A 20,019-nucleotide genomic window follows, 5' to 3' on the forward strand; every position below is an offset into this window, starting at 1 on the left:
GGCACTAGTATTGCTTCTGCGGTGCAGTGGCTCCTCGTCGCAATTGTCAGAGGAAACCATTATAGCAATAGAACATGATTCGGTTTAGCTTGTTGGATGATAACTTTATGGCACAGGCACTAGTATTGCTTCTGCGGTGCAGTGGCTCCTCGTCGCAATTGTCAGAGGAAGCCATCATAGCAATAGAATATGATTCGGTTTAACTTGTTGGATGATAACTTATGGCACAGTCCCTAGATCTAAGCGGTCTGCTTATAATTCTTCTTCATAGAAACGGCCTAATATTTGGACATTTTCAGCAATACTAACAAAAGCTCTCGGATCTGCTTCCTTCATAGCTGAACGCAGCATCGGCAACTCGAAACGAGTAACCACTGTCAATAAGACAGTCTGTTTGTCATGTTTATAGGCCCCTTCTGCTTCATTGATGATCGTGATTCCCCGACGCAGGCTTTTCTGAATGGTATGAATAACTTCCTCAGGACTACGAGTAATGATCGTTACCTGCATTTTTTTCTGCTTAGTAAAGACCGCATCTGTCACTTTGCCGCTGACAAAAATTGCAATCGCACTATAGAGAGCATACTGCCAACCAAACAAGATTCCCGCAGCGAACATGATGGCAATATTGAAAAAAATCGAGATGGAGCCAATGGTTTTCCCTGTCCGTTTTCGGATTGCGATACTCACGAAATCCAATCCGCCAGAGGAAAGACCGCTTTTTAACACATAGCCGATTCCGGCACCATTGATGGCGCCGCCGAAAATCGCGCAAATCATTGGATCGGTGGTCAGCGTTTCTTCAGGAAGGATCTGCACAAATATAGACGTCAACACTACTGTGATTCCCGTGAAGATTGTAAACTTATGACCGATTTTGAACCAGCCCAGAAAAAAAAGTGGGATATTCAGCAATAATAACGCCACTGACACTGGGATGTAGATCCCAATCCAGTCTTTAGAAACGGTGGTTAGAATTTGCGCTACCCCCGTGATCCCGCTAGAATAAATTTTCCCCGGTTGATAGAAAATATTGACTGCGATCGCCGATAAAATCGCATAAACGATCGAAAACGATAGTTTACTGGCATAGTCAGGGTGTGGCATCCATTTAAAGAGGGTATTCATTTCATTCAAGAGCCTCGCTTTGTTGATTTGCTCCTATTATACTTCAGTTAGTAAAAAAAGAAACGAACAATGAAAGAAATAGATAAATTCTCATGGAATTTTCTTAATCGTCTATTTCATTCATCATTCGTTCGTCATTTACTGGCTTTGTAGTTAGTCTTCGTCCATTGTAGTGACATCAATATTCAATTCAAACAATTGTAATGGCGCCACTTTGCTTGGTGCTTGTGACATTGGATCTGCTGCCTTCCCATTTTTAGGGAATGCGATCACTTCACGAATATTTTCTTCACCAGCAAGCAACATCGCTAACCGGTCCAAGCCCAATGCAATTCCGCCGTGTGGTGGGAAGCCATAGTCCAATGCGTTTAACAAGAAACCAAATTGCTCTTCCATTTCGCGGCGTGAGAAACCAAGGGTTTCAAACATTTGTTCCTGAACTGCCCGTTGATGGATCCGCAGGGAACCGCCGCCTAGTTCGTAACCGTTCAAGACGATATCATAAGCTTCTGCATAGACTTTTGCCGGATCAGTAGCCAACAATGGCACATCTTCTGCTTTAGGCATCGTAAACGGATGGTGCGCGGAAACGTAGCGGCCTGCTTCTGCATCGTATTCAAATTGCGGCCAATCTGTAACCCATAAGAAATTGAATTTGCTTTCATCGATCAAGCCTAATTCTTTGCCTAATTTACTGCGAATCGCTCCTAATGCAGCTGAAACGATCTCGAATTTGTCTGCGCCAAACATCAAAATATCGCCTACTTCTGCATTCGTAGCAGCAATGATCGCTGCTGTCGCATCGGTCAAGAATTTGGCGATCGGCCCTTTCAAGCCATCTTCTTCAACTTTGACCCATGCTAATCCTTTGGCGCCAAATTGTCCTGCGTAATGCCCCAAGTTATCCATGTCTTTACGAGAATATTTATCCGCAGCGCCTTTAGCATTCAATGCTTTTACCACACCGCCGTTTTCAAGCGCCATTTGGAAAACTTTAAAGTCAACATCTTTTACTGTTTCAGACAGATCGATCAATTCCATGTCGAAACGAGTGTCTGGTTTGTCACTGCCATAACGTGCCATCGCTTCATCATAAGTTAAGCGCGGAAACGGTGTAGTGATTTCCATTCCTTTGACTTCTCGCATCACATTGACTAACAATTCCTCTGTGTAAGCTTGAATTTCTTCTGCTGTCAAAAAGGTTGTTTCAATATCGACTTGGGTGAATTCAGGCTGACGGTCTCCCCGCAAGTCTTCATCCCGGAAACAACGAACGATTTGATAGTACCGATCGAATCCAGCACCCATCAATAGTTGTTTGAAAATCTGTGGTGATTGCGGCAATGCATAAAAGTGCCCTGGATAGACCCGTGAAGGCACAAGATAGTCTCTGGCTCCTTCTGGCGTTGATTTCGCTAAATAAGGAGTTTCGATATCTAGAAAATCGTTGGTATCCAAGAAATGACGAATCACTTGCGTCGTTTTTGCCCGCATCATGATATTTTTAGTCATTTTGGGACGGCGTAAATCCAAATAACGATATTTCAAACGGGTTTCGTCCCCTACGATTTGATCGTCTTCGATAGAAAAAGCTGGTGTTTTAGCGGTATTCAAAATAGTGATCTCGCTAACCATTACTTCAAAACGGCCCGTTGTCATTTTGGGATTGATGGCTTCTGGAGCCCGATGAATGACTTTCCCTGTCACTTCTAGCACATACTCGCTACGACAAGTGTCTGCGATCGCCCATGCTTCTTTTGATACTTCCGGATTGAAGACAACTTGCACGATTCCTTCTCTATCCCGTAGATCAATAAAAATCACTCCGCCTAAGTCGCGGCGCTTTTGGACCCATCCTTTTAAGGTAACCGTTTGTTCCAAATGGGCTTCTGATACACGCCCGCAATACACTGTACGTTTACTCATTCTTCTTCTCCTTGCTTGATTAAAATTGTGGTCATTTCATCATAAATTTCGTCGAAATGATCATACAGATCGGCTAGCGGAAATTGTTTCTCGATTCGGCTCGCCATTGATTTGATGTTGATCACTTGTTCTACTAATTCATTTTCACCTAGAGTCAACACTAAACGTGCCCCTTGCTTGTCCGCCGATTTGAATTGGGCTTTCGCTTTGCGATTCATGAAATCGCGATCTGCTGAAAAGCCGAAATTCCGAATTGCCTGTACGACTTTCAAGGCTTCCATGTTGGTCGCTTCGCCTAGACCGACAACGTAGGCATCTAATTCATTCAATGCTGGAATGACTACTTCTTCGGCTTCCATCGTGATCAGTATACGTTCTATGCCCATCGCAAAACCAAAACCTGGTGTTTGTGGGCCACCTAATTCTTCGACGAGATGGTCATAACGTCCACCGGCACAGATTGTCGCTTGTGCCCCCATTTTTGGTGCTTCGCTCATGATCTCAAAAATAGTATGGGTATAATAATCCAGCCCCCGAACCATATTTGAATCGATCTCATAAGGAATGTCCAAAGCATCCAACATCGTGATGACTGTTTCAAAATGGGCTTTCGCTTCCGGACTTAAATAATCCAAAATCGAAGGAGCATCCGCAACAAACTGTTGATCTCGTTTGTCTTTACTATCTAGGACCCGTAACGGATTTTCATGCAATCGGCGTTTTGAGTCTTCACTTAATTCCGCTTCGTGAGGCGCCAAATAATCGATCAATGCTTGACGATAATTTTTCCGGGTTTCTTTATCCCCTAAAGAATTGATTACCAAACGCAGCTTACTCAATCCCAATTGTTTAAAGAAATCCATTGCCATCGCCATGGTTTCAACATCCGTCGCAGGATTCGCAGAACCAAATGTTTCTACACCAATTTGGTGGAATTGACGTAAGCGCCCTTTTTGTGGTCGTTCATAGCGAAACATTGGCCCCATATAAAAGACTTTGTAAGGCTTGTTGTATTCTGGACCGAAAAGTTTATTTTCAACGTAAGAACGAGCAATTGGTGCGGTACCTTCCGGACGCAATGTCACGTGCCGTTCGCCTTTATCATAGAAATCATACATTTCTTTTGAAACGATATCGGTTGTATCGCCTACACTTCTGGCAATGACTTCAAAATGTTCAAAAATCGGGGTACGAATTTCATTGTATTGGTAATCACGAAAAACCAATCGGGCCGTTTCTTCAACAAATTGCCATTTTTCAGACTCTCCCGGTAAAATATCATTGGTGCCTTTTGGACGTTGATAACTCATATGTTTTCATCCTCCTAATGTGGGTTCTTCGATCGGCTTAAAACGATCGTATGTATCCATTATAACTATGCTGATTTGATTCATTGTGGGAAATTCCGTTATCCTTCATCGTCTACTCGTTACGCCTACAGTCACTTCTAAGCTATCGCTAGAACTTGCATGCCCTGCTTCGCGCAGACCAGTCGCAGTGATTCGGAAAACGGTGACTACGTTCCCTCCGGTCTCCTACTACTGTTCATCATCTGCTCTGGTCTTCGACCAGTCGCAGTGATTCGGAAAACGGTGACTACGTTCCCTCCGGTCTCCTAGTACTGTTCATCATCTGCTCTGCCCTGCTTCACGCAGACCAGTCGCAGTGATTCGGAAAACGGTGACTACGTTCCCTCCGGTCTCCTACTACTGTTCATCATCTGCTCTGCCCTGCTTCGCGCAGGTCAGTCGCAGTGATTCACAGCAAAAAACTCGCCCTTGTTTTCTACACAAGGGCGAGTTATTACACGCGGTACCACCTAAAATTCGAGAACTTTCATTCTCCTTTCGATTAACGCTCGTTCACGGAACAGCTTTTCTTCTGTTCATCTCCAGATTGTCTTTCCGGCATTTTCCCTAAACTGCTTGCAGCCATGGCAGTTTTCTCTTTGAAGGTTCAAAATGACGTACTCGATCTTTCACAGATTTTCGATATTACCTATAAACTACAAGAATCCCTTGAAAATGTCAAGCTGTTTCATCCGCTTTTTCATTACTTTTGAATATCTTTTTTCAGTTTTTTCCTTTACACTAAAAACAGAGAATAAAAGGAGGAATAACGTTATGACAGATGTTCAAATCGGCAAATCACAAGTTTATGTACGCTCGCTTGGCTTAGGCGCAAATGCCATCGGCGGCCATAATCTATTTCCAAATTTGGATGAAGAAGAGGGAAAAGAAATCCTGCGGACGGCGTTGCGCAATGGGATCAATCTGATCGACACCGCGTATCGATACGGCGAAGGCCGTTCAGAAGAACTGATTGGTGAGGTTTTACAAGAGGAAGCCTTCGACCGCAATCAAGTGATCATTGCTACCAAAGCAGCCCATCGGTTAGATGATCCAAGTAAAATGGATAACTCTCCGGAATTTTTAACGCAAGCAGTGGAAGATGCACTGACACGTTTAAAAACCAATTATCTGGATATCTTTTACATTCATTTTCCTGATGAAACGACACCAAAAAATGAAGCGATTCGTGCACTTCATCAACTAAAAGAAGCTGGGAAAATTCGGGCGATCGGTGTCTCTAACTTTACACTGGAACAATTAAAAGAAGCTAACGCTGAAGGGTATGTGGATGTTGTAGAAGACGAATACAGCTTGATCCATCGCCAAGCTGAATCTGAACTCTTCCCTTATTTGGCCGAGCACTCAATCAGTTTCGTTCCATACTTTCCGCTAGCTTCCGGATTGCTGACTGGAAAATATACGCAAGAAACTACCTTTGCCCAAAATGATATCCGCAGTAAGCAGCCCGACTTTCAAGGGGATCGCTTCAAAAAAATCATCACTGCTGTCGATCACTTGCGACCAATTGCAGCTACGTATGACGCAACCGTTCCACAGCTTGTGCTGGCTTGGTACATGAAAAATCCAGCCGTTGCAGCCGTGATTCCAGGAGCAAAACAAGCTAGTCAAGTTGCTGATAATGCAAAAGCATTAGATATCCATTTATCAACAACGGACTATCAAGCAATTGATCAATTGTTTGCTGAATTCAAATAATCTCTTTACAAAAGAAATCTTTGATATTTTTGTACATGCTACTGGTAAAACAGTTATGAAAAGGAGCAAAGATGATGTCCTTATATCCCGGATATATCCGCCGACCTCATTATTACGAAACCGATCAGATGGCGATCATTCATCATGCAAATTATATTCGCTGGTTTGAAGAAGCACGGGTCGATATGCTGGCTTTTTTACAATTACCCTACCATAAAATTGAAGAAGCTGGCTTGATTGTTCCCGTCCTTGAAGTCAATGCCCAATACAAAGAAATGATTCGTTACGAGGATCAGGTCCGCATTGATGTCCTCGTAGATAAATATACCGGTACTCGGCTTGATTTTCGTTATGAAATCTATCAAACGGCAAATAATCGGTTAGTCACGACCGGGTCTTCCAAACATTGCTTTTTGAGTAAAGAAACCAATCGTCTCGTGCATTTGAAGCGTAGTTTTCCTGAAATCCATCAAGTGTTCTCGGATTATGCCACGTTATCGGCTGATACAAAAAAATGAGCCATAAGGCAGATTAATTGCATTTGAACAACTTTTTTGTATAATCAAAGGTAATTTTTATGGGAGGATGATGACAATGTATGTTGTTAAAGTCTTGCATGGTTACATCGGCAAAGATGGTCGTCGCACTCGTGAAAAAATACCGGATAAGTTGTGGATTTTTGAAGATCGGAAGCAGTCGGAAGCCTTTGCAGCAAAAATAGGCGGACGAGTCAAGCCTCTCACAGAAGTAAAGCCAAATCAATAAAAAGCAAGTCAGCGAAAGAATGCTTACTACCGTAAGTTTCATTATTCGCTGCCTTGCTTTTTTCGTGCTCGCTAGCTGAAACGCTATCTAGTCATCTTGTTCAGTTTCTAAGACTTCTCCTGTTTGGGCATTGATTTTGACGTCTGTTTTTTTGTTGCCATTTTCAACTTTGACTTCCCAATAGGTGACATTCATTTCTTTATCAAGATCCCAGTCTGTGGCTTGACCTCCGCCAGCTTCTTTCACAGCACGATTGGAAATCTCCTCCAATGAACGCAAGTTGGTTAGATCCAATTGATCTTCTTGTTTTTTAACCCCATTTTGTTCATCGGCATCTAGTTTTTCCGTTCTTTCTTCAGAAGTTGCTTTTGTTTCTGCATCAATCTTCATCTCATACTCATTGGTATCATCGACACCTTCTACTTGATAGAAGTATTTGCCAAAAGAAGTATCCAAATCAATCGAAGTGATTGCTGCATCTGGATATTTGTCTTGGAAGATTTGGATCGCTTCTTCTACTTTCACAGCAGGCAAGCCGCCATTTGCAATGGCTGCACTGCTTGAAGAGGTGTCCACAGCTTGCGAAGAAGTTGGTTCACTTGATGATGCGACTGCTGAGCTGGAACTGCTGTTTTGTGCAGGTTCAGAATTTCCCGTGTTATTTTGTGTACAACCTGCCAATAATCCTAGAGCTGCGACTCCGAATAAAATCATTGTTTTTTTCATATTTCATTCCTCCAATTATTCGTCTATTCCTTTTTTCTATATATTTAGAATAACAAGTCCTTCGAAAAAAAGAATCAAAAATGCTTGAAGAAAATCTAAAAAAATCTTCATCTTTCTTTTTCATTCGGGAAATCAATGTTAAAGATACTGCCTTGCGGCTGATTATCCGTGACGGTAATTTCAGCATGATACTTATCGGCCAGCTGTTTTACCAGGGATAACCCGATACCTGAACCGGAAATTTGACTGGAACGAGAATCTTCCACTCGATAGAAACGCTCAAAAATCAAGGCTTTCTTGTCATGAGGAATCCCAATACCAAAGTCGGCAACTGTTAGAGACAAATGTGTGTGATCTTGTGTCAATCTCACATGAATGGGCTGATCAGCTGGGGAATACTTCGCTGCATTTTCTAAAAGGTTTTGGATAATCTGCTGGAAGTCACGTTTATGCCCATGCTTCCTACACTGGTTTTCCACAAAATATTCGATTGATTGCGGAACGATCGTTGCTTGTTTTTCACATTCTTCTCGTACGATCTGCGAAACATCAACGAGACTCATTTCTTGCGTTTGCTTTTTTTCCAAATCCAGCAGTTGATTACTCAATGTTTCCAAACGCTTCGATTCTTTATCGATAAAAGCCATTGAAGATGGAATGACTTCTGGATGTTTGGTTCCACGCCGTTGGATCAATTGGACATGACCCCGAATCGCAGCTAAAGGCGTCCGCAGCTCATGAGAAGCATCAGCAACAAACCGTTTTTCTCGCGCGATCGTCTCACGCTGTTCTTTCAGTAGTTTATTGAAAGCCAACGCCACCGAACGAATCTCGATTGGTTCTTCAAAAACCGACAATTCCCCTTTTCGACTTTGTTCGATTTCAGCAATTTCTTGCGCCATGCCTGTTAGTTTTCGACTCCATTTCCCAACGCTCCAATAAATCAAGAGACTGCCAACGACTACAGCAATCAGGTTCAAAAAACTGCTGATCATAAAAAGACCATAGGCTAATTCCACACTGTCCTCACCATTGATGGCGATCGTCACCTGATTCCCATCGACTTCTTGGGTTTTCGTATAGTAGATACCATCATCTGTAAAGACGATGCCCTCCAAAAAAGGGATGATCCGGCCTTGGTTGATCTCAGCAAAGATCTCTTCTGCATCTTCCGATAACACGACACTGCCATCGCCTAAGATCACTTGCAAGGCATCTTCTTCTGCCGAAACATAGGCGTTGACTAAATCATCCCAGGCATCCCCTGAAGCCTCACCATTTTCGATGGCTTCAAGAATGTTGCTCGCACGATTTTCGATATGTTCAAACAAATACCCTACAGATAATAAGATAAACAGTAAATTAAAGAGAATCAGCAGACCAAAAAGAATCAAGGAAAAACGGCTCGTTAATTGAAACTGAGCAGTTTTTCTGCGTGAGTTGGCAGACTTATTCTTCATTGGCGGTCCTCAACACATAGCCTAGTCCCCGAACGGTCACAATCATTTTGCCTTTGTCGCAAACATCCAGCTTGTTGCGAAGGGTGCGAATATAAACATCTACCACATTCGTTTGGCCATCGTATTCATAGCCCCAAATCTCATTCAATAGATCATCTCTTGTTTTGACTACTTCTGGTTCTTTCATCAACTCATATAAGATCCCAAATTCTTTAGGGGTCAATTCAATAGTTTCTCCATCAATTTGAACCAAGTGCTTGGCGATATCCATCATCAACCCGCCTGCCACTAACTGATTTTGCTGGTACTTTTGGGCTTGCCGTTGCAGTCGCCGTTCAATCACGCGGATCCGAGCAAATAGCTCTTCGATCTCAAAAGGTTTCGTTAAATAATCATCTAAGCCCACATCAAGACCAGTCACGACATCGGCAGTTTGATTTCTAGCTGTCATCATCAAAATTGGGATGTCGCTTTCTTTGCGAATGCGCCGCGCCACCGTGATGCCGTCATAGATTGGCAGCATCCAATCCAATAAAATCAGATCAAACATATTTGTTTGCTGATTGAACAATGTCAATGCCTCTTGACCATCTTTGGCCCACACCGTATCGTATCCCTCAAAAGTCAACTCGGTCTGAATAAAACTAGCTAAACTTTCTTCATCTTCCACTATCAAGATTTTTAAGGCCATCTGCTCTCCTCCCTTTTTGCTTCTATCATAACGGATTTTGTAAAAACTTCCTAACGGATTGAGAGAAAAAACACATGAAGATTTCTTCATCTTCAATAAAAAAAGAGACTGTGCGATAAGTCTCCTACAAGTAACACTATCCGAACAGTACATCTTGTTGCTCCTGCTGTGCAAGGACTCCTCATCGCAAAAGTTAGAGTAATCTATCGCAATAGCATAGGATTCGGTTTCACTTGTTGGAGGATGACTTATGTCACAGTTTCCTCTTTCTTTTATTCCCATTTGTGAACAGCTGATAAGTACCTACTAAATTTCCCTGTTCCAGTTGAATCACGTAAGGACAGGTTTCATCTAGAAACTCTTTATCATGACTGATCACGGCTAACAGATCGACTTCTTTGGCGACTTCCTGCAGCAGATTTCCAACCTCTTCCATTTGATGCAGGTCTAGTCCACTGGTTGGTTCATCAAAAAACAGCAGTCGTTTCCCCGAAAGCAGCGCACTTCCGATCGCGACCCGCTGCTTTTCCCCGCCGGACAAAGAATGTGGATGTCGTCGCAGTAAATGATCTAGTTTCAACAAAGTCACGACTTGCTCAAAACGTTCCGGTCTAGCCGCCTTGGCTAATAATTCTTTTTCGACAGATTCAAAAAAAAGCTGTAAGTTTACATCTTGCATCACTAGAAAGCTTTCTCGCAAGAGCTGTTTTTGATTGACTGGTTGACCATGCAACCAGAATCGTGCTGCTGAACATTTTTTCAAGCCGGTGATCACTTGAAATAAGGTTGATTTGCCCGCACCATTGGGACCGACTATCCCGACAACTTGTTGCGTAGGCACAACAAGTTTTGCAATATCTAACGCTGGCTGCAGTTGGCGGCGATAGGTGACTTGCAGATTCGTCGCAATCAGACCGGTAGAGGAACTCTCTTCCTCTGATCCGCTGGGTCCTAGCTCAAACAGAGGTTCATTGATCCGTCTTAATCCGAGATCGTGAATCTGTTCCGTCGACTGGGAAAGCAATGCTTCGCTAGTGTAATCGGCAACCAACTCTCCGTCTTCCAGTAATAAGTAGCGATCCGCAATCCCCGTCAAGTAAGACAATCGGTGCTCTGCAATGACGATCGTCTTCCCTTGTTCTTTCAAAAGGCGGATCGCTGCGGCAATTTTTTGTAATGCTTCTTCATCAAGATTACTGGAAGGTTCATCAAACAAAAAGAGATCATGGGAAAGCATCGTTGCACAAGCGATGGCGATTTGTTGCTTCTCTCCTCCCGAAAGGTCAAAAACACTTGCATCCAACAATTCTGACAAAGAAAATTGCTCGGCCACTTCTTTGATCCGTTTTCGTATTTCTGCTGGCTCTACTCCGGCATTTTCCATGGTAAACGCCAATTCAGAATAAACATCCGTTGTGAAAAATTGTGTTTTAGGATTTTGAAAAACCACACCGATTTTTCTGGCATAGGCAGGAAAGTCTTCCGTCGGCAAAGAATCCCTCGCTACTCGGACAGCTCCCGTCATTTGCGCAGGGTAAAGTTCGGGAATCAGTCCATTGAGAACATTCAGCAAGGTTGATTTGCCGCTACCACTTTGGCCGCATAAAACCACCACTTCCCCAGCAAAAATCTGACAGGAGACGTCTTTCAATACTTGCTGTGTGCCCCGTTGGACAGATAATTTTTCGATGGTGATCATTTCTTCACATCCTTACAAACAAAAAAATAAGTAGGAACACACTGCCAAATACCACATAATCGGCAAGTTTCAACCGCAATGGATAAACCGACGTATGGGGATTTTCTGCCGACAGGCCTCTTACTAATGCGGTCGCTGACAATTCTGTGGCCGTATTTTCTGCAGACATCAACAAAGGAATCAAGAAATACTCTACAGTCTGCAGCGGATGTCTTACATAGGACCAGCCATGAGCAAATCCGCGAAAACGCATGGCTTGACGAATGCTTTTGCTATCTCGTATCAATGTTGGAAAAAACCGAAACAACACAGCAAGTGGGACCAATAAAAATGTTGGTACATGGATTTTTTGCAAAGCAGCTAGCCATTCACTGATCTTCGTTCCACTCATGGCAAATACTGCCGCCATGATGGTCGGCAGCAGGCGGCGATACCCCACGGAAAAGAAATCCAAAAGCGCAGCGAACAGTGAATTGCTTTGACCTGCAAAAAGCTGTTCTGTCAGTGACAATCCAAGAAATATCCCCAAAAACAGCACACCTTTTTGCCAAAAGCCACTAAGTAAAAACAAGAGGAACAAAAAGCTGATTACAATCAGCTCTTTTGTCCATGTCAACGAAAGCATCAATGTGATACTTGCAAAGAATGTCACAAGCAATTTGCTTCTGGGATCAAATGAGATGCTAGTCACATGGATTCTCCGTTAGTTTGTTGCAACGTTGGTTGAAAATGTTTGTGATACAAACGGGCACCAATTGCGATTCCGGCGACGGCAGCTACCAATACTGCAAGCCCACAAATCACGAACATCACTGTTGAAGTATGCGCAAACACACCAGCAATATAGCTTTGGTCCTTGCCACGTGCAACGAGGGAATCAATATAGGCATTTTTCATGAACCACAATGGCAAGATTGGGCCCATCAAGCCAAAACTAAATACGGTATAGCTGACCGTCGTCTTGAGGCTCTCTTGCCACTTGCTTTTATATTGGATCGTATCTGCCAGCAGTGCACACAAGATATTCGGCATAAAAGCTAATGGAAAGTGTCCTGAAATCAAAAAAAAGAGACCTACCACACTGCCCATGATGGTGATCGCGCCAAACTTTGGTACTTTATTCAAAAGCAATAGATAAATGACTCCTGAGAAAAGTGCCGTAACGGCTGGAATGAATAAATTATGAAATCCTGGAATAACAAACCGTAAGATCAGCAGGCAAAAACTCATCAACAAAAAATAAATAGCTGTATATATCCCGACAGCAATCAGGTCTTGGACTTTTAATTTTCTCATTTTGAATGCTCCTTCTTTCCAGCACCGGTTTTTGGTGCATTTACAAGGCTATAGTATAGCACACCTCTTCACAAAACCAGGGAAATGATGCTTGTGCCTAGGGAAGAAAGAATCACAAAAAAAGATTCGTTTCTGTTCGTCGTCCGTGTCAGTCAAAAACGCCGCCTTTTAGCAAGCAGCTGGCGCTTTTGTTGACACTTTGGATGTTTTCTTAACGACTTAAAAATGAATCTTTCTTTGTAGGCGCATTTGATAATCTATTTTCTGCGATCTAAATCAACGCTTTTTTAGAGCAACCTAGTCTTCTTCTAATAAACGGTAATACTTTTCATCTCTGATCTTATCGATAAACGTGATCACACGGATCCAATCCGGCAAGTATTGTTTTTCTCCCCACTGAAAAAGATAAGGAACATCTTTGGAAAAATACTTCGATAAATCAATGGCATAATCAGAAATGATCACATCCGGATTTTCTCTGATCCCTACGATATTGATCGGACGGGGACTCATCCGCACTAGCTTTTGCTTTTGGATTTCCTCTTCAATGCCGCGACTTTTTGACTCAACTGCCACTCTGACAGGTGCATCATAGTCAGATAAAATATAATACAGAATCTGAGACGCATAGTATTTGAAGGAATTAGAATTTAAGACCTGATACCATTCGGGATTCTCTGTTTCAAGATTGCAGGAGATCTTTTCTAAAACCGTGAACCAATAATGATACTGTCTCTCGATCTCTGACAATGTGGTGTAATCACCAAAGGAATCGATTTTACTTCCGAAACCAAATGTCAGCAAAAAGGAAAAAATGTACGTTGCATTAATGAAAAGCAGTTTGCGTTCATTTTGCCCAAAAGAAAAATGGATTTGTTTTTCTATTAATGAAATCCAGTCATCAATCAGCGCGCGGTAATCGTTCAAGTACATCGGTGACTGCAAACGCAGGTGTTGTAAGGACTCTTGGGAATAACTCTGACCAACGGTAAACATAAAAAAGAGAAACACCAGTTCTTCATCCGACAAATCTTTTTGAAAAATCAGATTCGCTTCAAAAAAAGGCAGCAAAATCTCCGAATCAAAGGTTCGCTGATCCATAAAAGGATTGTAAAATTTCCTGACACTTTCCGGTATTGCTTGGATCTCGTAACCTTGCTTGATCCTCGTAACCGAAACAGCCAAAAGATTGATAAAACGCTCTTTTGCCGCATGGCGCAGAAATGGAAAATAATCAGTCAATTTTTGATACACTTCTGTAGCACTTTTTTCAACAATCGGGGGACGGTTGCTTTCGATTTCATCATACACATGCCAGTAAAAACTATGGAAAAAATAACGGATTCGATACTCTTCTCCCACAAGGTAGCCACTCTTTTTCAGATTGAGCTCCAGCTTATACTGATCTAAAATCGGGGCAAAGATACCTATCTGCCGTTGGACTGTCCGACCACTGACATACTGACTTTGACTAAAGGCTTCTAACGATTTGAATTTTTGGTAAAAAATCGCATCCCAAATAGTGAATAACAAGGTCGACTTCGTTAAGTTGACTCGGATTTTATTCAACAGAAATTTTTCCGAAAAAGTCATCTTGATTTCTTTATTGTCTCGCTGTATGGAAAACTCTGAATACTCTTTCTGGATATCTTCTACCTGCTCAAGGACATTGTTCAAAACTGGATAAGAAATATTCAATTCATCGACCAATTCTTTATAGGTATAGGTATTTTGATATGAGCGATAATAGAACGTAAAAAAACTTTGCACTAACCGATCCTGTCCTCTAAAAAAAGAATCTAGCACAGTAAAGCCCCCTTATTTGTTGTTAAACCCTAGAATATATCATCTTACTTTATGCGATTCAATTGATTCGCCTTGCTCTTCCACTAAAAAGGCAGTAAAAAACTTTTTTATATAGAAGCAAAAAGTTTTTTACTACCTTCTCAAAATATTCACTTGAATGTACTCGTTTTTTCATTCGCTGATGGAAAAAGTGCTTGGTTTCTATTTCCCTCGGAGGATAATCAAATAAGCGGATGGATCCATAGGTATAAGTAAGACTAACTTTAATAACTAATGGATCGAAAAATGAAGAGAATGAGGGGTTTCGTCTAACAGCCGCATGCCACATTTCTCTTTAAAATACGATTGACAGTCTTCTTGTGCCGTCAGCACGACCTCTTCTTCCGTGAATACTCTGCCTTTTTTTGCCGACACTTCACTCAACTCCAACAATATCCAAATTTGAGCTTCTAGGCGATTGATGTTCCCCCAACACTGAAAAAAATTGTCTTTATTGATGCTGCTGATTTGCTGCTCCAATTCCCCACAATTTTGCAAAATCTCTTCCTTTATTTTTGGTAAGCTCATGGAAAAAACCGGATCATTTACTTTATCAATAAAATAATTTAAGTACTCATGAATTGTTTTGATTTGAAATGTTTGGCTCACCATTTGATTTCCTCCAATCATTTCAGGAAAAAGCCTTCCCCACAGCCTTCTCCTGAAATATATTCCTATTGAATCAACAGTTCTTTCCCTGGCGCATTGCTAGTGCCAATGATCCTTTTTCAAGCGAGTTTCGTTTATTCGTGACTTCCAATTCTCCCCAAAATTGTATAAGTGACAAAATAAAATACAGTGCTTCCTTTGCTTATTTTCAAAGATTCCCTTACTTCCTAAGAATCAGCCGTAAGCCTCGCAGGATCGTTTTGATTCCTTTTAATTAGGCTGTTCCGACACCTTCCTACCTAGATAGAAAATCAGCACTGCTAAGCAAACCCGCCGTAGTAACTCCAATGAATGGCGAAATCCCTGATCATTCAATCTGCAAAAAGCACTTCCTGTCATGGACGTGTCCTTTTGCATGGAATAAAACTGCTCACTATCATTATTGAATATTTTTAGCTGATGGAACTGACAGAATGCTGTTTAAAAACTGCTTTTTTCGTCTGGTTACCTATGGATACCTAAAAAGGAGCGATGTTCTTCTTTTTTATAATGCATACTTTAGCAATACCTCCTTTGCTAAATTGAACGTTTCACATAAAAAATTTTCATTTATTTCACGATTTTCCACATAAATTTCCCTGATAAATTAGGTTTTTGGAAAGCGAATCACTAAAACGACAAGTTTCCTACTTATATCTCCCCTGTCACTTTGATCAGCTTCTCCAGTAATTCAGCGCCCTCAAATTGAATGAGCCTAATTGCATGAGTTTAATTTCTTGATTTATGTTACTTTCCTATGAAAAAAGAAGCTGCGACAAAATGTTTGTCATAGCTTCTTTCTTTTAGAATGATTCATTGAATTTCTTACACTAGACATCAATAATCATGCCATCGTAGGCTGTAATTAATTGATGCTTTTCTCCTAATGCTTTCATTTCTTGGTAGGTAAGGCCGCCATTATGCGAAAAATGATTGGCAATGAACAGTGTTTCCTCATTGCACAAGGAACGTTCTTTCAAGACTGCAATTAATCGCAGATTCTCTTCTACATTCATGTGAATTCCACCACCCCCAGATAATCCTTGCCCTGTACAATCAAGTGAAATCACATCCAACATCAAGTGGTGTTCTTCTAAATAGTCCAGTACATCTGTCGTAGGGAAGCCGGTATCATGAGTATAAAATAAGCGTTTGCCTTCCCGTTCAATCACATAGATAAAACAATCCCCCGCTTTTTTCCCATGGACTGCAGGCAATGCATGCACAGTGTATTGACCGATCGTATAGCATTCAAAAGGAGCTAGCTCTTGAAATTCGATTCGTGCCTCTTCGGTCATCCCTTCCAATTGAAACGCCCGGTCATAAAATCGATGAACTTCCGCATTGCCGTATACAGTCAATTTATTGTCTAAATCATTTCCGTAAGGGCTCATACGGAATGCTAAATCTTCAGCATACAAATGGTCACTATGCCAATGGGTGATCAATAAGTGTTCAATAGTACTAAAGTTTAGCTGGTGTTCACGCAAATGCAGGTAACTGTCACCAGGAAAATCGATCAGCAAATCCCCATCATCTATTAATGTCTGCGTTTGGGTCCGCAAGTCCTTTCCCCCATACTGTCGGGCGTACTGACACACACGACACTGACAAAAAATCGCAGGAACTCTTTCTGCTGCTGCAGTGCCTAAATAGTGTAGTTTCATTCTTTTCCCTCCTACCAGTAAGTTGACCAACTACGATGCAACCGTGTTAGTGCTTCAAAATAAAAATAATCTCCCCAAGTAGTACATTCGTTTATGCCATTCCCACCAGGTTTAGAATAAACACCTTGAACCAATAACCCATTTGATTCTGGATAGTCTCTTGTTGTATAACTCTTCATTAATCCCATGATGATCTCTTCAGCAGCTTTTTCATAGCGCTGTTTTCTCTCATCTGTTAGCGGTAGATGTTTCGCTAATTCTAACAAACCACATACAGTGATTGCAGAAGCCGATGTATCCCGTTCTTCTGTTCCTGATTGAAAGAACAGATCCCAATAGGCAATTTTGTCTGCGGGCAAATGTGCTAAATAATAATCAGCCAGGTGACAAGCAGCCTCCAAAAGTGAGGCATCCCCGATATGTGTATAACTAATAGGAAAGCCATAGATCCCCCAGGCCTGCCCTCTTGCCCAACAAGAATCATCAGAAAAGCCTTGAGCAGTCGCCCCAAAACGCGGTTTCCCCGTTTCAACATCCATGTAATAAGTATGAAAAGTTGAAAAATCTTCTCGAATTAAATATTTTTGTGCTAGCTTCACATGACTTTCTGCCGCTTTGCGATACATTGGATCTCCCGTTTCATTAGAAGCAAAATACAAAAGAGGCAAATTCATATTGCAGTCAATAATCATTCTTCCCTGTTGTTCTTTGTCTGTTACATCTCCCCAAGCCTGAAAGATTCCCGCATTCTCATTGTACCGACGCATCAGAACTTTGGCTGCCCGCAAAGCCAGCTCTCTTGACGAAGCCGTCTTATTTTCACGATAATCTGCTACTGCGGATAAGGAATACAAGAAACCAATATCATGATGATTCAAGACGATTTCTTTGTCTAAACGATTGCGAAAGACAGCTAGCTGTTTGGTGATCACTTTTTGAATGCGTTCATCAGGTCGATAAGACTGTGCCAAGTGTAACATTCCGATCCAAAAACCATCGGTCCAATCAGCATTTTCGACTGCCGGATAAACATAGTCAGTTGAAACAGCCGCTGGGACTAACGTTTCAAAAGTCGTTAAATTACCAATGATTTTTTGATAAACATATTCTATTTCTTCTTCGATGCGTGCTTTTGATAACATATAGAACATCGAACCTCCCATCAATATAAAACCATTCGTTTATTATCTTTTACTACCATTATCCGACCATAATAGTATTTGTCTTCTACCCGATAAGCACGTCTTCCTATCGTTGGTTCTTGATGCTGTAGAATAACCAATTGCTGTTCTTCTTTGAAAGTAAATTTGACCGCTTCTACTACATTTGACGATTGTTTTTGGTCCTCTGCATAAACCGGAAGTTGTTCAATCTTTTGGATAAGTCCCCTTGGAGCAAGCACATAGGTACTAGTGTCAGTTCCATGAATTTCCTTTTTAAGAATACCGCAACAAATGGACTTGGTTTCATTATACGTTGGTGAAACAACAGTTTTTTCTACGGTTGTTTTTACTCCTTGATCCAGACTGATCAATTCGAAGTCTAGATCCTCGAGTATCAGCCCTCTTTGAGTCAGTTGAACGTTATTCGAATTGAAATGAAAATAGGTCCAGATATTATGCGCTTCATGGCAGAAGTAACTATCGCTGATCAAACAAAATCCTTCTGGAAAATGGACTAATTTTCGATTGAGATAGACAGGATCTGATAAATCAAAATAGCCCAGATGTCCCCCTTCAAAGAAGTGAATATCTGAATGAGACAGCATTTTCTGATTGATTGGCGAAGCGACTTTTTCACTGTTCCAAGCATCTGTATGACAGTTGAAATTCTGCTCATCCACTACGATTGTATTGTGGGCATAAGGCGCTTTATACTCAAGTCGACCTTTAGACACTTCATAGCTATAACGGCCAGAATCAATCAGAATATCTTTGTCTTGATGGGTATAGGATAGGTGGAGCAAATCATCATGCCCATGTCCCCCACCCAATGGACCGCATTTAAACAACACATAATCTTTAGGTGTTTTAGCAATCATCAATCCGGCTTGTTGGAAATGGTGTACAGAACAAACAGATAAAAACTTATTTTCTAACGGAAATTCCCCATAACCAAATGATTGCTTTGCAAAAAAAGTGGGACGTTTTTTTGCAAAAGATGAAGGACTTACTATTCCCTCTGCATACTGCAAAAGGCCCGTCATGTCTTCTAAATCGCTATCGCCATAGACAGGTTGCTTGCCGTCAGGTTTGACAAAATATGCCGCTGCCTGCGTCATCTTTTTGGCATAGTCCATAATCGGTGCCGGAATTTTTTGCTGATTTCTTTGTGCTAATTGAATGATTTGCAACAAAGAAAGCAACACTTCGTTATGATACATAAACGATTGTTCTCGCTGCATGCCATCTTCTTCCACTTGAAGTGCAAGTGATTCTTCCAAATAAAACAAACTAGCCGTTCGCCAGTCCTTCGCTGCTGCCCATTCGGGATAGGCTAGACTGATACTATACAAACCAGCAATTTCCAACACTTGCCAATTACTTTGTCCTCGTTCGATCGAAAGATGATCATAAAGATACTTGGCATGATGGCTGATTTCTTCTTCCATTCGTTGCACAAATTCTGGTGTAAACAGTGAGAGATGACGATGGATTTCAAGTAATTTGAGCCAATGAATCACCCGCAAACCTACATCTATCGTTCGCCAACTATAGTTCTTTGTCTGTTCATTCAATGGGTTATGATCCATAAAAGCTTGTAGAAAATCGACCAAATACTTTTTGTAACTTTCTTCTTCCGTCAGCAAATAGGCCAATCCGATATCTACCAAAAAGCGATGACGGTTCAACATATAATTCCATTCCGGATCATTGTTTGGGCTAACGCCCCATTGGATCTCCGCCAACTGCCAATGAACAGATTCATGTGTTCGCTCCATATCCCATTCATTGTCAAAAAGGTATTCTCCCGAGACAAAACGTCGACTTCGCATCAACAATTCCTGACAATCTTTTGGATACTCCAGCAGTTCCTCTTTAAAAGAACGGAGCGTCTCTTTTGTGGTACAGTTAAAAAAACCTACATAGTTTCTATTCAT

The 20,019-nt window shown here is 41.6% G+C and carries 17 protein-coding genes and 1 other annotated feature; of the genes, 3 read left to right on the forward strand and 14 right to left on the reverse strand.

Annotated features, from left to right (window positions below; translation table 11 throughout):
* Positions 1-252: 252 nt before the first annotated feature.
* The 3 genes from Q0A12_RS10145 to hisS form a co-directional block, all read right to left on the reverse strand.
* Complete coding sequence (locus Q0A12_RS10145; RefSeq protein WP_291292563.1) at positions 253-1,128, reverse strand: YitT family protein; 876 nt, start codon at positions 1,126-1,128, stop codon at positions 253-255.
* A gap of 153 nt (positions 1,129-1,281) precedes the next feature.
* A complete protein-coding gene (gene aspS / locus Q0A12_RS10150; protein ID WP_291292537.1) occupies positions 1,282-3,054 on the reverse strand; it encodes an aspartate--tRNA ligase in 1,773 nt (590 codons plus the stop codon).
* Complete coding sequence (hisS, locus tag Q0A12_RS10155; RefSeq protein ID WP_291292538.1) at positions 3,051-4,364, reverse strand: histidine--tRNA ligase; 1,314 nt, start codon at positions 4,362-4,364, stop codon at positions 3,051-3,053. Before hisS ends, aspS begins: the two co-directional genes overlap by 4 nt.
* Before the next feature lie 478 nt (positions 4,365-4,842).
* Positions 4,843-5,045 (reverse strand) — a binding site (T-box leader).
* A 132-nt stretch (positions 5,046-5,177) separates the two neighbouring features.
* Here hisS and Q0A12_RS10160 point away from each other — a divergent pair.
* The 3 genes from Q0A12_RS10160 (at position 5,178) to Q0A12_RS10170 (ending at position 6,887) form a co-directional block, all read left to right on the forward strand.
* Positions 5,178-6,122 (forward strand): aldo/keto reductase, encoded by a 945-nt coding sequence (locus Q0A12_RS10160; protein WP_291292539.1) that lies wholly within the window; start codon positions 5,178-5,180, stop codon positions 6,120-6,122.
* A 74-nt stretch (positions 6,123-6,196) separates the two neighbouring features.
* Entirely contained in the window at positions 6,197-6,640 is a 444-nt protein-coding gene (locus Q0A12_RS10165) for a thioesterase family protein (protein ID WP_291292540.1), read from the forward strand.
* Positions 6,641-6,716: 76 nt separating this feature from the next.
* On the forward strand, positions 6,717-6,887 hold the full coding sequence (locus Q0A12_RS10170; RefSeq protein WP_005472698.1) for a hypothetical protein: 171 nt from the start codon (positions 6,717-6,719) through the stop codon (positions 6,885-6,887).
* A gap of 87 nt (positions 6,888-6,974) precedes the next feature.
* Here Q0A12_RS10170 and Q0A12_RS10175 read toward each other — a convergent pair whose 3' ends face one another.
* From Q0A12_RS10175 to Q0A12_RS10225, 11 genes are all read right to left on the reverse strand, one after another.
* Positions 6,975-7,613, reverse strand: coding sequence for a PepSY domain-containing protein (locus Q0A12_RS10175; RefSeq protein WP_291292541.1), 639 nt, complete (start codon positions 7,611-7,613; stop codon positions 6,975-6,977).
* 107 nt (positions 7,614-7,720) lie between these two features.
* Entirely contained in the window at positions 7,721-9,073 is a 1,353-nt protein-coding gene (locus Q0A12_RS10180) for a HAMP domain-containing sensor histidine kinase (protein ID WP_291292542.1), read from the reverse strand.
* Positions 9,063-9,764, reverse strand: coding sequence for a response regulator transcription factor (locus tag Q0A12_RS10185; RefSeq protein ID WP_291292543.1), 702 nt, complete (start codon positions 9,762-9,764; stop codon positions 9,063-9,065). The genes Q0A12_RS10180 and Q0A12_RS10185 overlap by 11 nt, the downstream gene beginning before the upstream one ends.
* A gap of 253 nt (positions 9,765-10,017) precedes the next feature.
* Complete coding sequence (locus tag Q0A12_RS10190; protein WP_291292544.1) at positions 10,018-11,463, reverse strand: ABC transporter ATP-binding protein; 1,446 nt, start codon at positions 11,461-11,463, stop codon at positions 10,018-10,020.
* Positions 11,464-11,467: 4 nt separating this feature from the next.
* A complete protein-coding gene (locus tag Q0A12_RS10195; protein ID WP_291292545.1) occupies positions 11,468-12,154 on the reverse strand; it encodes an energy-coupling factor transporter transmembrane component T in 687 nt (228 codons plus the stop codon).
* Complete coding sequence (locus Q0A12_RS10200) at positions 12,151-12,759, reverse strand: MptD family putative ECF transporter S component (RefSeq protein WP_291292546.1); 609 nt, start codon at positions 12,757-12,759, stop codon at positions 12,151-12,153. Before Q0A12_RS10200 ends, Q0A12_RS10195 begins: the two co-directional genes overlap by 4 nt.
* Positions 12,760-13,056: 297 nt before the next feature.
* Complete coding sequence (locus Q0A12_RS10205) at positions 13,057-14,565, reverse strand: helix-turn-helix domain-containing protein (protein WP_291292547.1); 1,509 nt, start codon at positions 14,563-14,565, stop codon at positions 13,057-13,059.
* Between the two features lie 270 nt (positions 14,566-14,835).
* On the reverse strand, positions 14,836-15,216 hold the full coding sequence (locus Q0A12_RS10210; protein ID WP_291292548.1) for a hypothetical protein: 381 nt from the start codon (positions 15,214-15,216) through the stop codon (positions 14,836-14,838).
* A gap of 866 nt (positions 15,217-16,082) precedes the next feature.
* Entirely contained in the window at positions 16,083-16,919 is an 837-nt protein-coding gene (locus tag Q0A12_RS10215) for an MBL fold metallo-hydrolase (protein ID WP_291292549.1), read from the reverse strand.
* Positions 16,920-16,930: 11 nt separating this feature from the next.
* A complete protein-coding gene (locus tag Q0A12_RS10220) occupies positions 16,931-18,061 on the reverse strand; it encodes a glycoside hydrolase family 88 protein (protein ID WP_291292550.1) in 1,131 nt (376 codons plus the stop codon).
* Positions 18,062-18,081: 20 nt separating this feature from the next.
* Entirely contained in the window at positions 18,082-20,019 is a 1,938-nt protein-coding gene (locus tag Q0A12_RS10225) for a heparinase II/III family protein (protein WP_291292551.1), read from the reverse strand.

Origin of the sequence: Enterococcus sp. (assembly GCF_022711995.1) — a bacterium.
In the GTDB taxonomy this organism is placed as follows: domain Bacteria; phylum Bacillota; class Bacilli; order Lactobacillales; family Enterococcaceae; genus Enterococcus_D.

Coding starts and splice junctions, on each gene's coding strand:
- Q0A12_RS10145 (WP_291292563.1), bottom strand. CDS start 1,128: ATGAATACCCTCTTTAAATGGATGCCACACCCTGACTATGCCAGTAAA.
- aspS (WP_291292537.1), bottom strand. CDS start 3,054: ATGAGTAAACGTACAGTGTATTGCGGGCGTGTATCAGAAGCCCATTTG.
- hisS (WP_291292538.1), bottom strand. CDS start 4,364: ATGAGTTATCAACGTCCAAAAGGCACCAATGATATTTTACCGGGAGAG.
- Q0A12_RS10160 (WP_291292539.1), top strand. CDS start 5,178: ATGACAGATGTTCAAATCGGCAAATCACAAGTTTATGTACGCTCGCTT.
- Q0A12_RS10165 (WP_291292540.1), top strand. CDS start 6,197: ATGTCCTTATATCCCGGATATATCCGCCGACCTCATTATTACGAAACC.
- Q0A12_RS10170 (WP_005472698.1), top strand. CDS start 6,717: ATGTATGTTGTTAAAGTCTTGCATGGTTACATCGGCAAAGATGGTCGT.
- Q0A12_RS10175 (WP_291292541.1), bottom strand. CDS start 7,613: ATGAAAAAAACAATGATTTTATTCGGAGTCGCAGCTCTAGGATTATTG.
- Q0A12_RS10180 (WP_291292542.1), bottom strand. CDS start 9,073: ATGAAGAATAAGTCTGCCAACTCACGCAGAAAAACTGCTCAGTTTCAA.
- Q0A12_RS10185 (WP_291292543.1), bottom strand. CDS start 9,764: ATGGCCTTAAAAATCTTGATAGTGGAAGATGAAGAAAGTTTAGCTAGT.
- Q0A12_RS10190 (WP_291292544.1), bottom strand. CDS start 11,463: ATGATCACCATCGAAAAATTATCTGTCCAACGGGGCACACAGCAAGTA.
- Q0A12_RS10200 (WP_291292546.1), bottom strand. CDS start 12,759: ATGAGAAAATTAAAAGTCCAAGACCTGATTGCTGTCGGGATATATACA.
- Q0A12_RS10210 (WP_291292548.1), bottom strand. CDS start 15,216: ATGGTGAGCCAAACATTTCAAATCAAAACAATTCATGAGTACTTAAAT.
- Q0A12_RS10215 (WP_291292549.1), bottom strand. CDS start 16,919: ATGAAACTACACTATTTAGGCACTGCAGCAGCAGAAAGAGTTCCTGCG.
- Q0A12_RS10220 (WP_291292550.1), bottom strand. CDS start 18,061: ATGTTATCAAAAGCACGCATCGAAGAAGAAATAGAATATGTTTATCAA.
- Q0A12_RS10225 (WP_291292551.1), bottom strand. CDS start 20,019: ATGAATAGAAACTATGTAGGTTTTTTTAACTGTACCACAAAAGAGACG.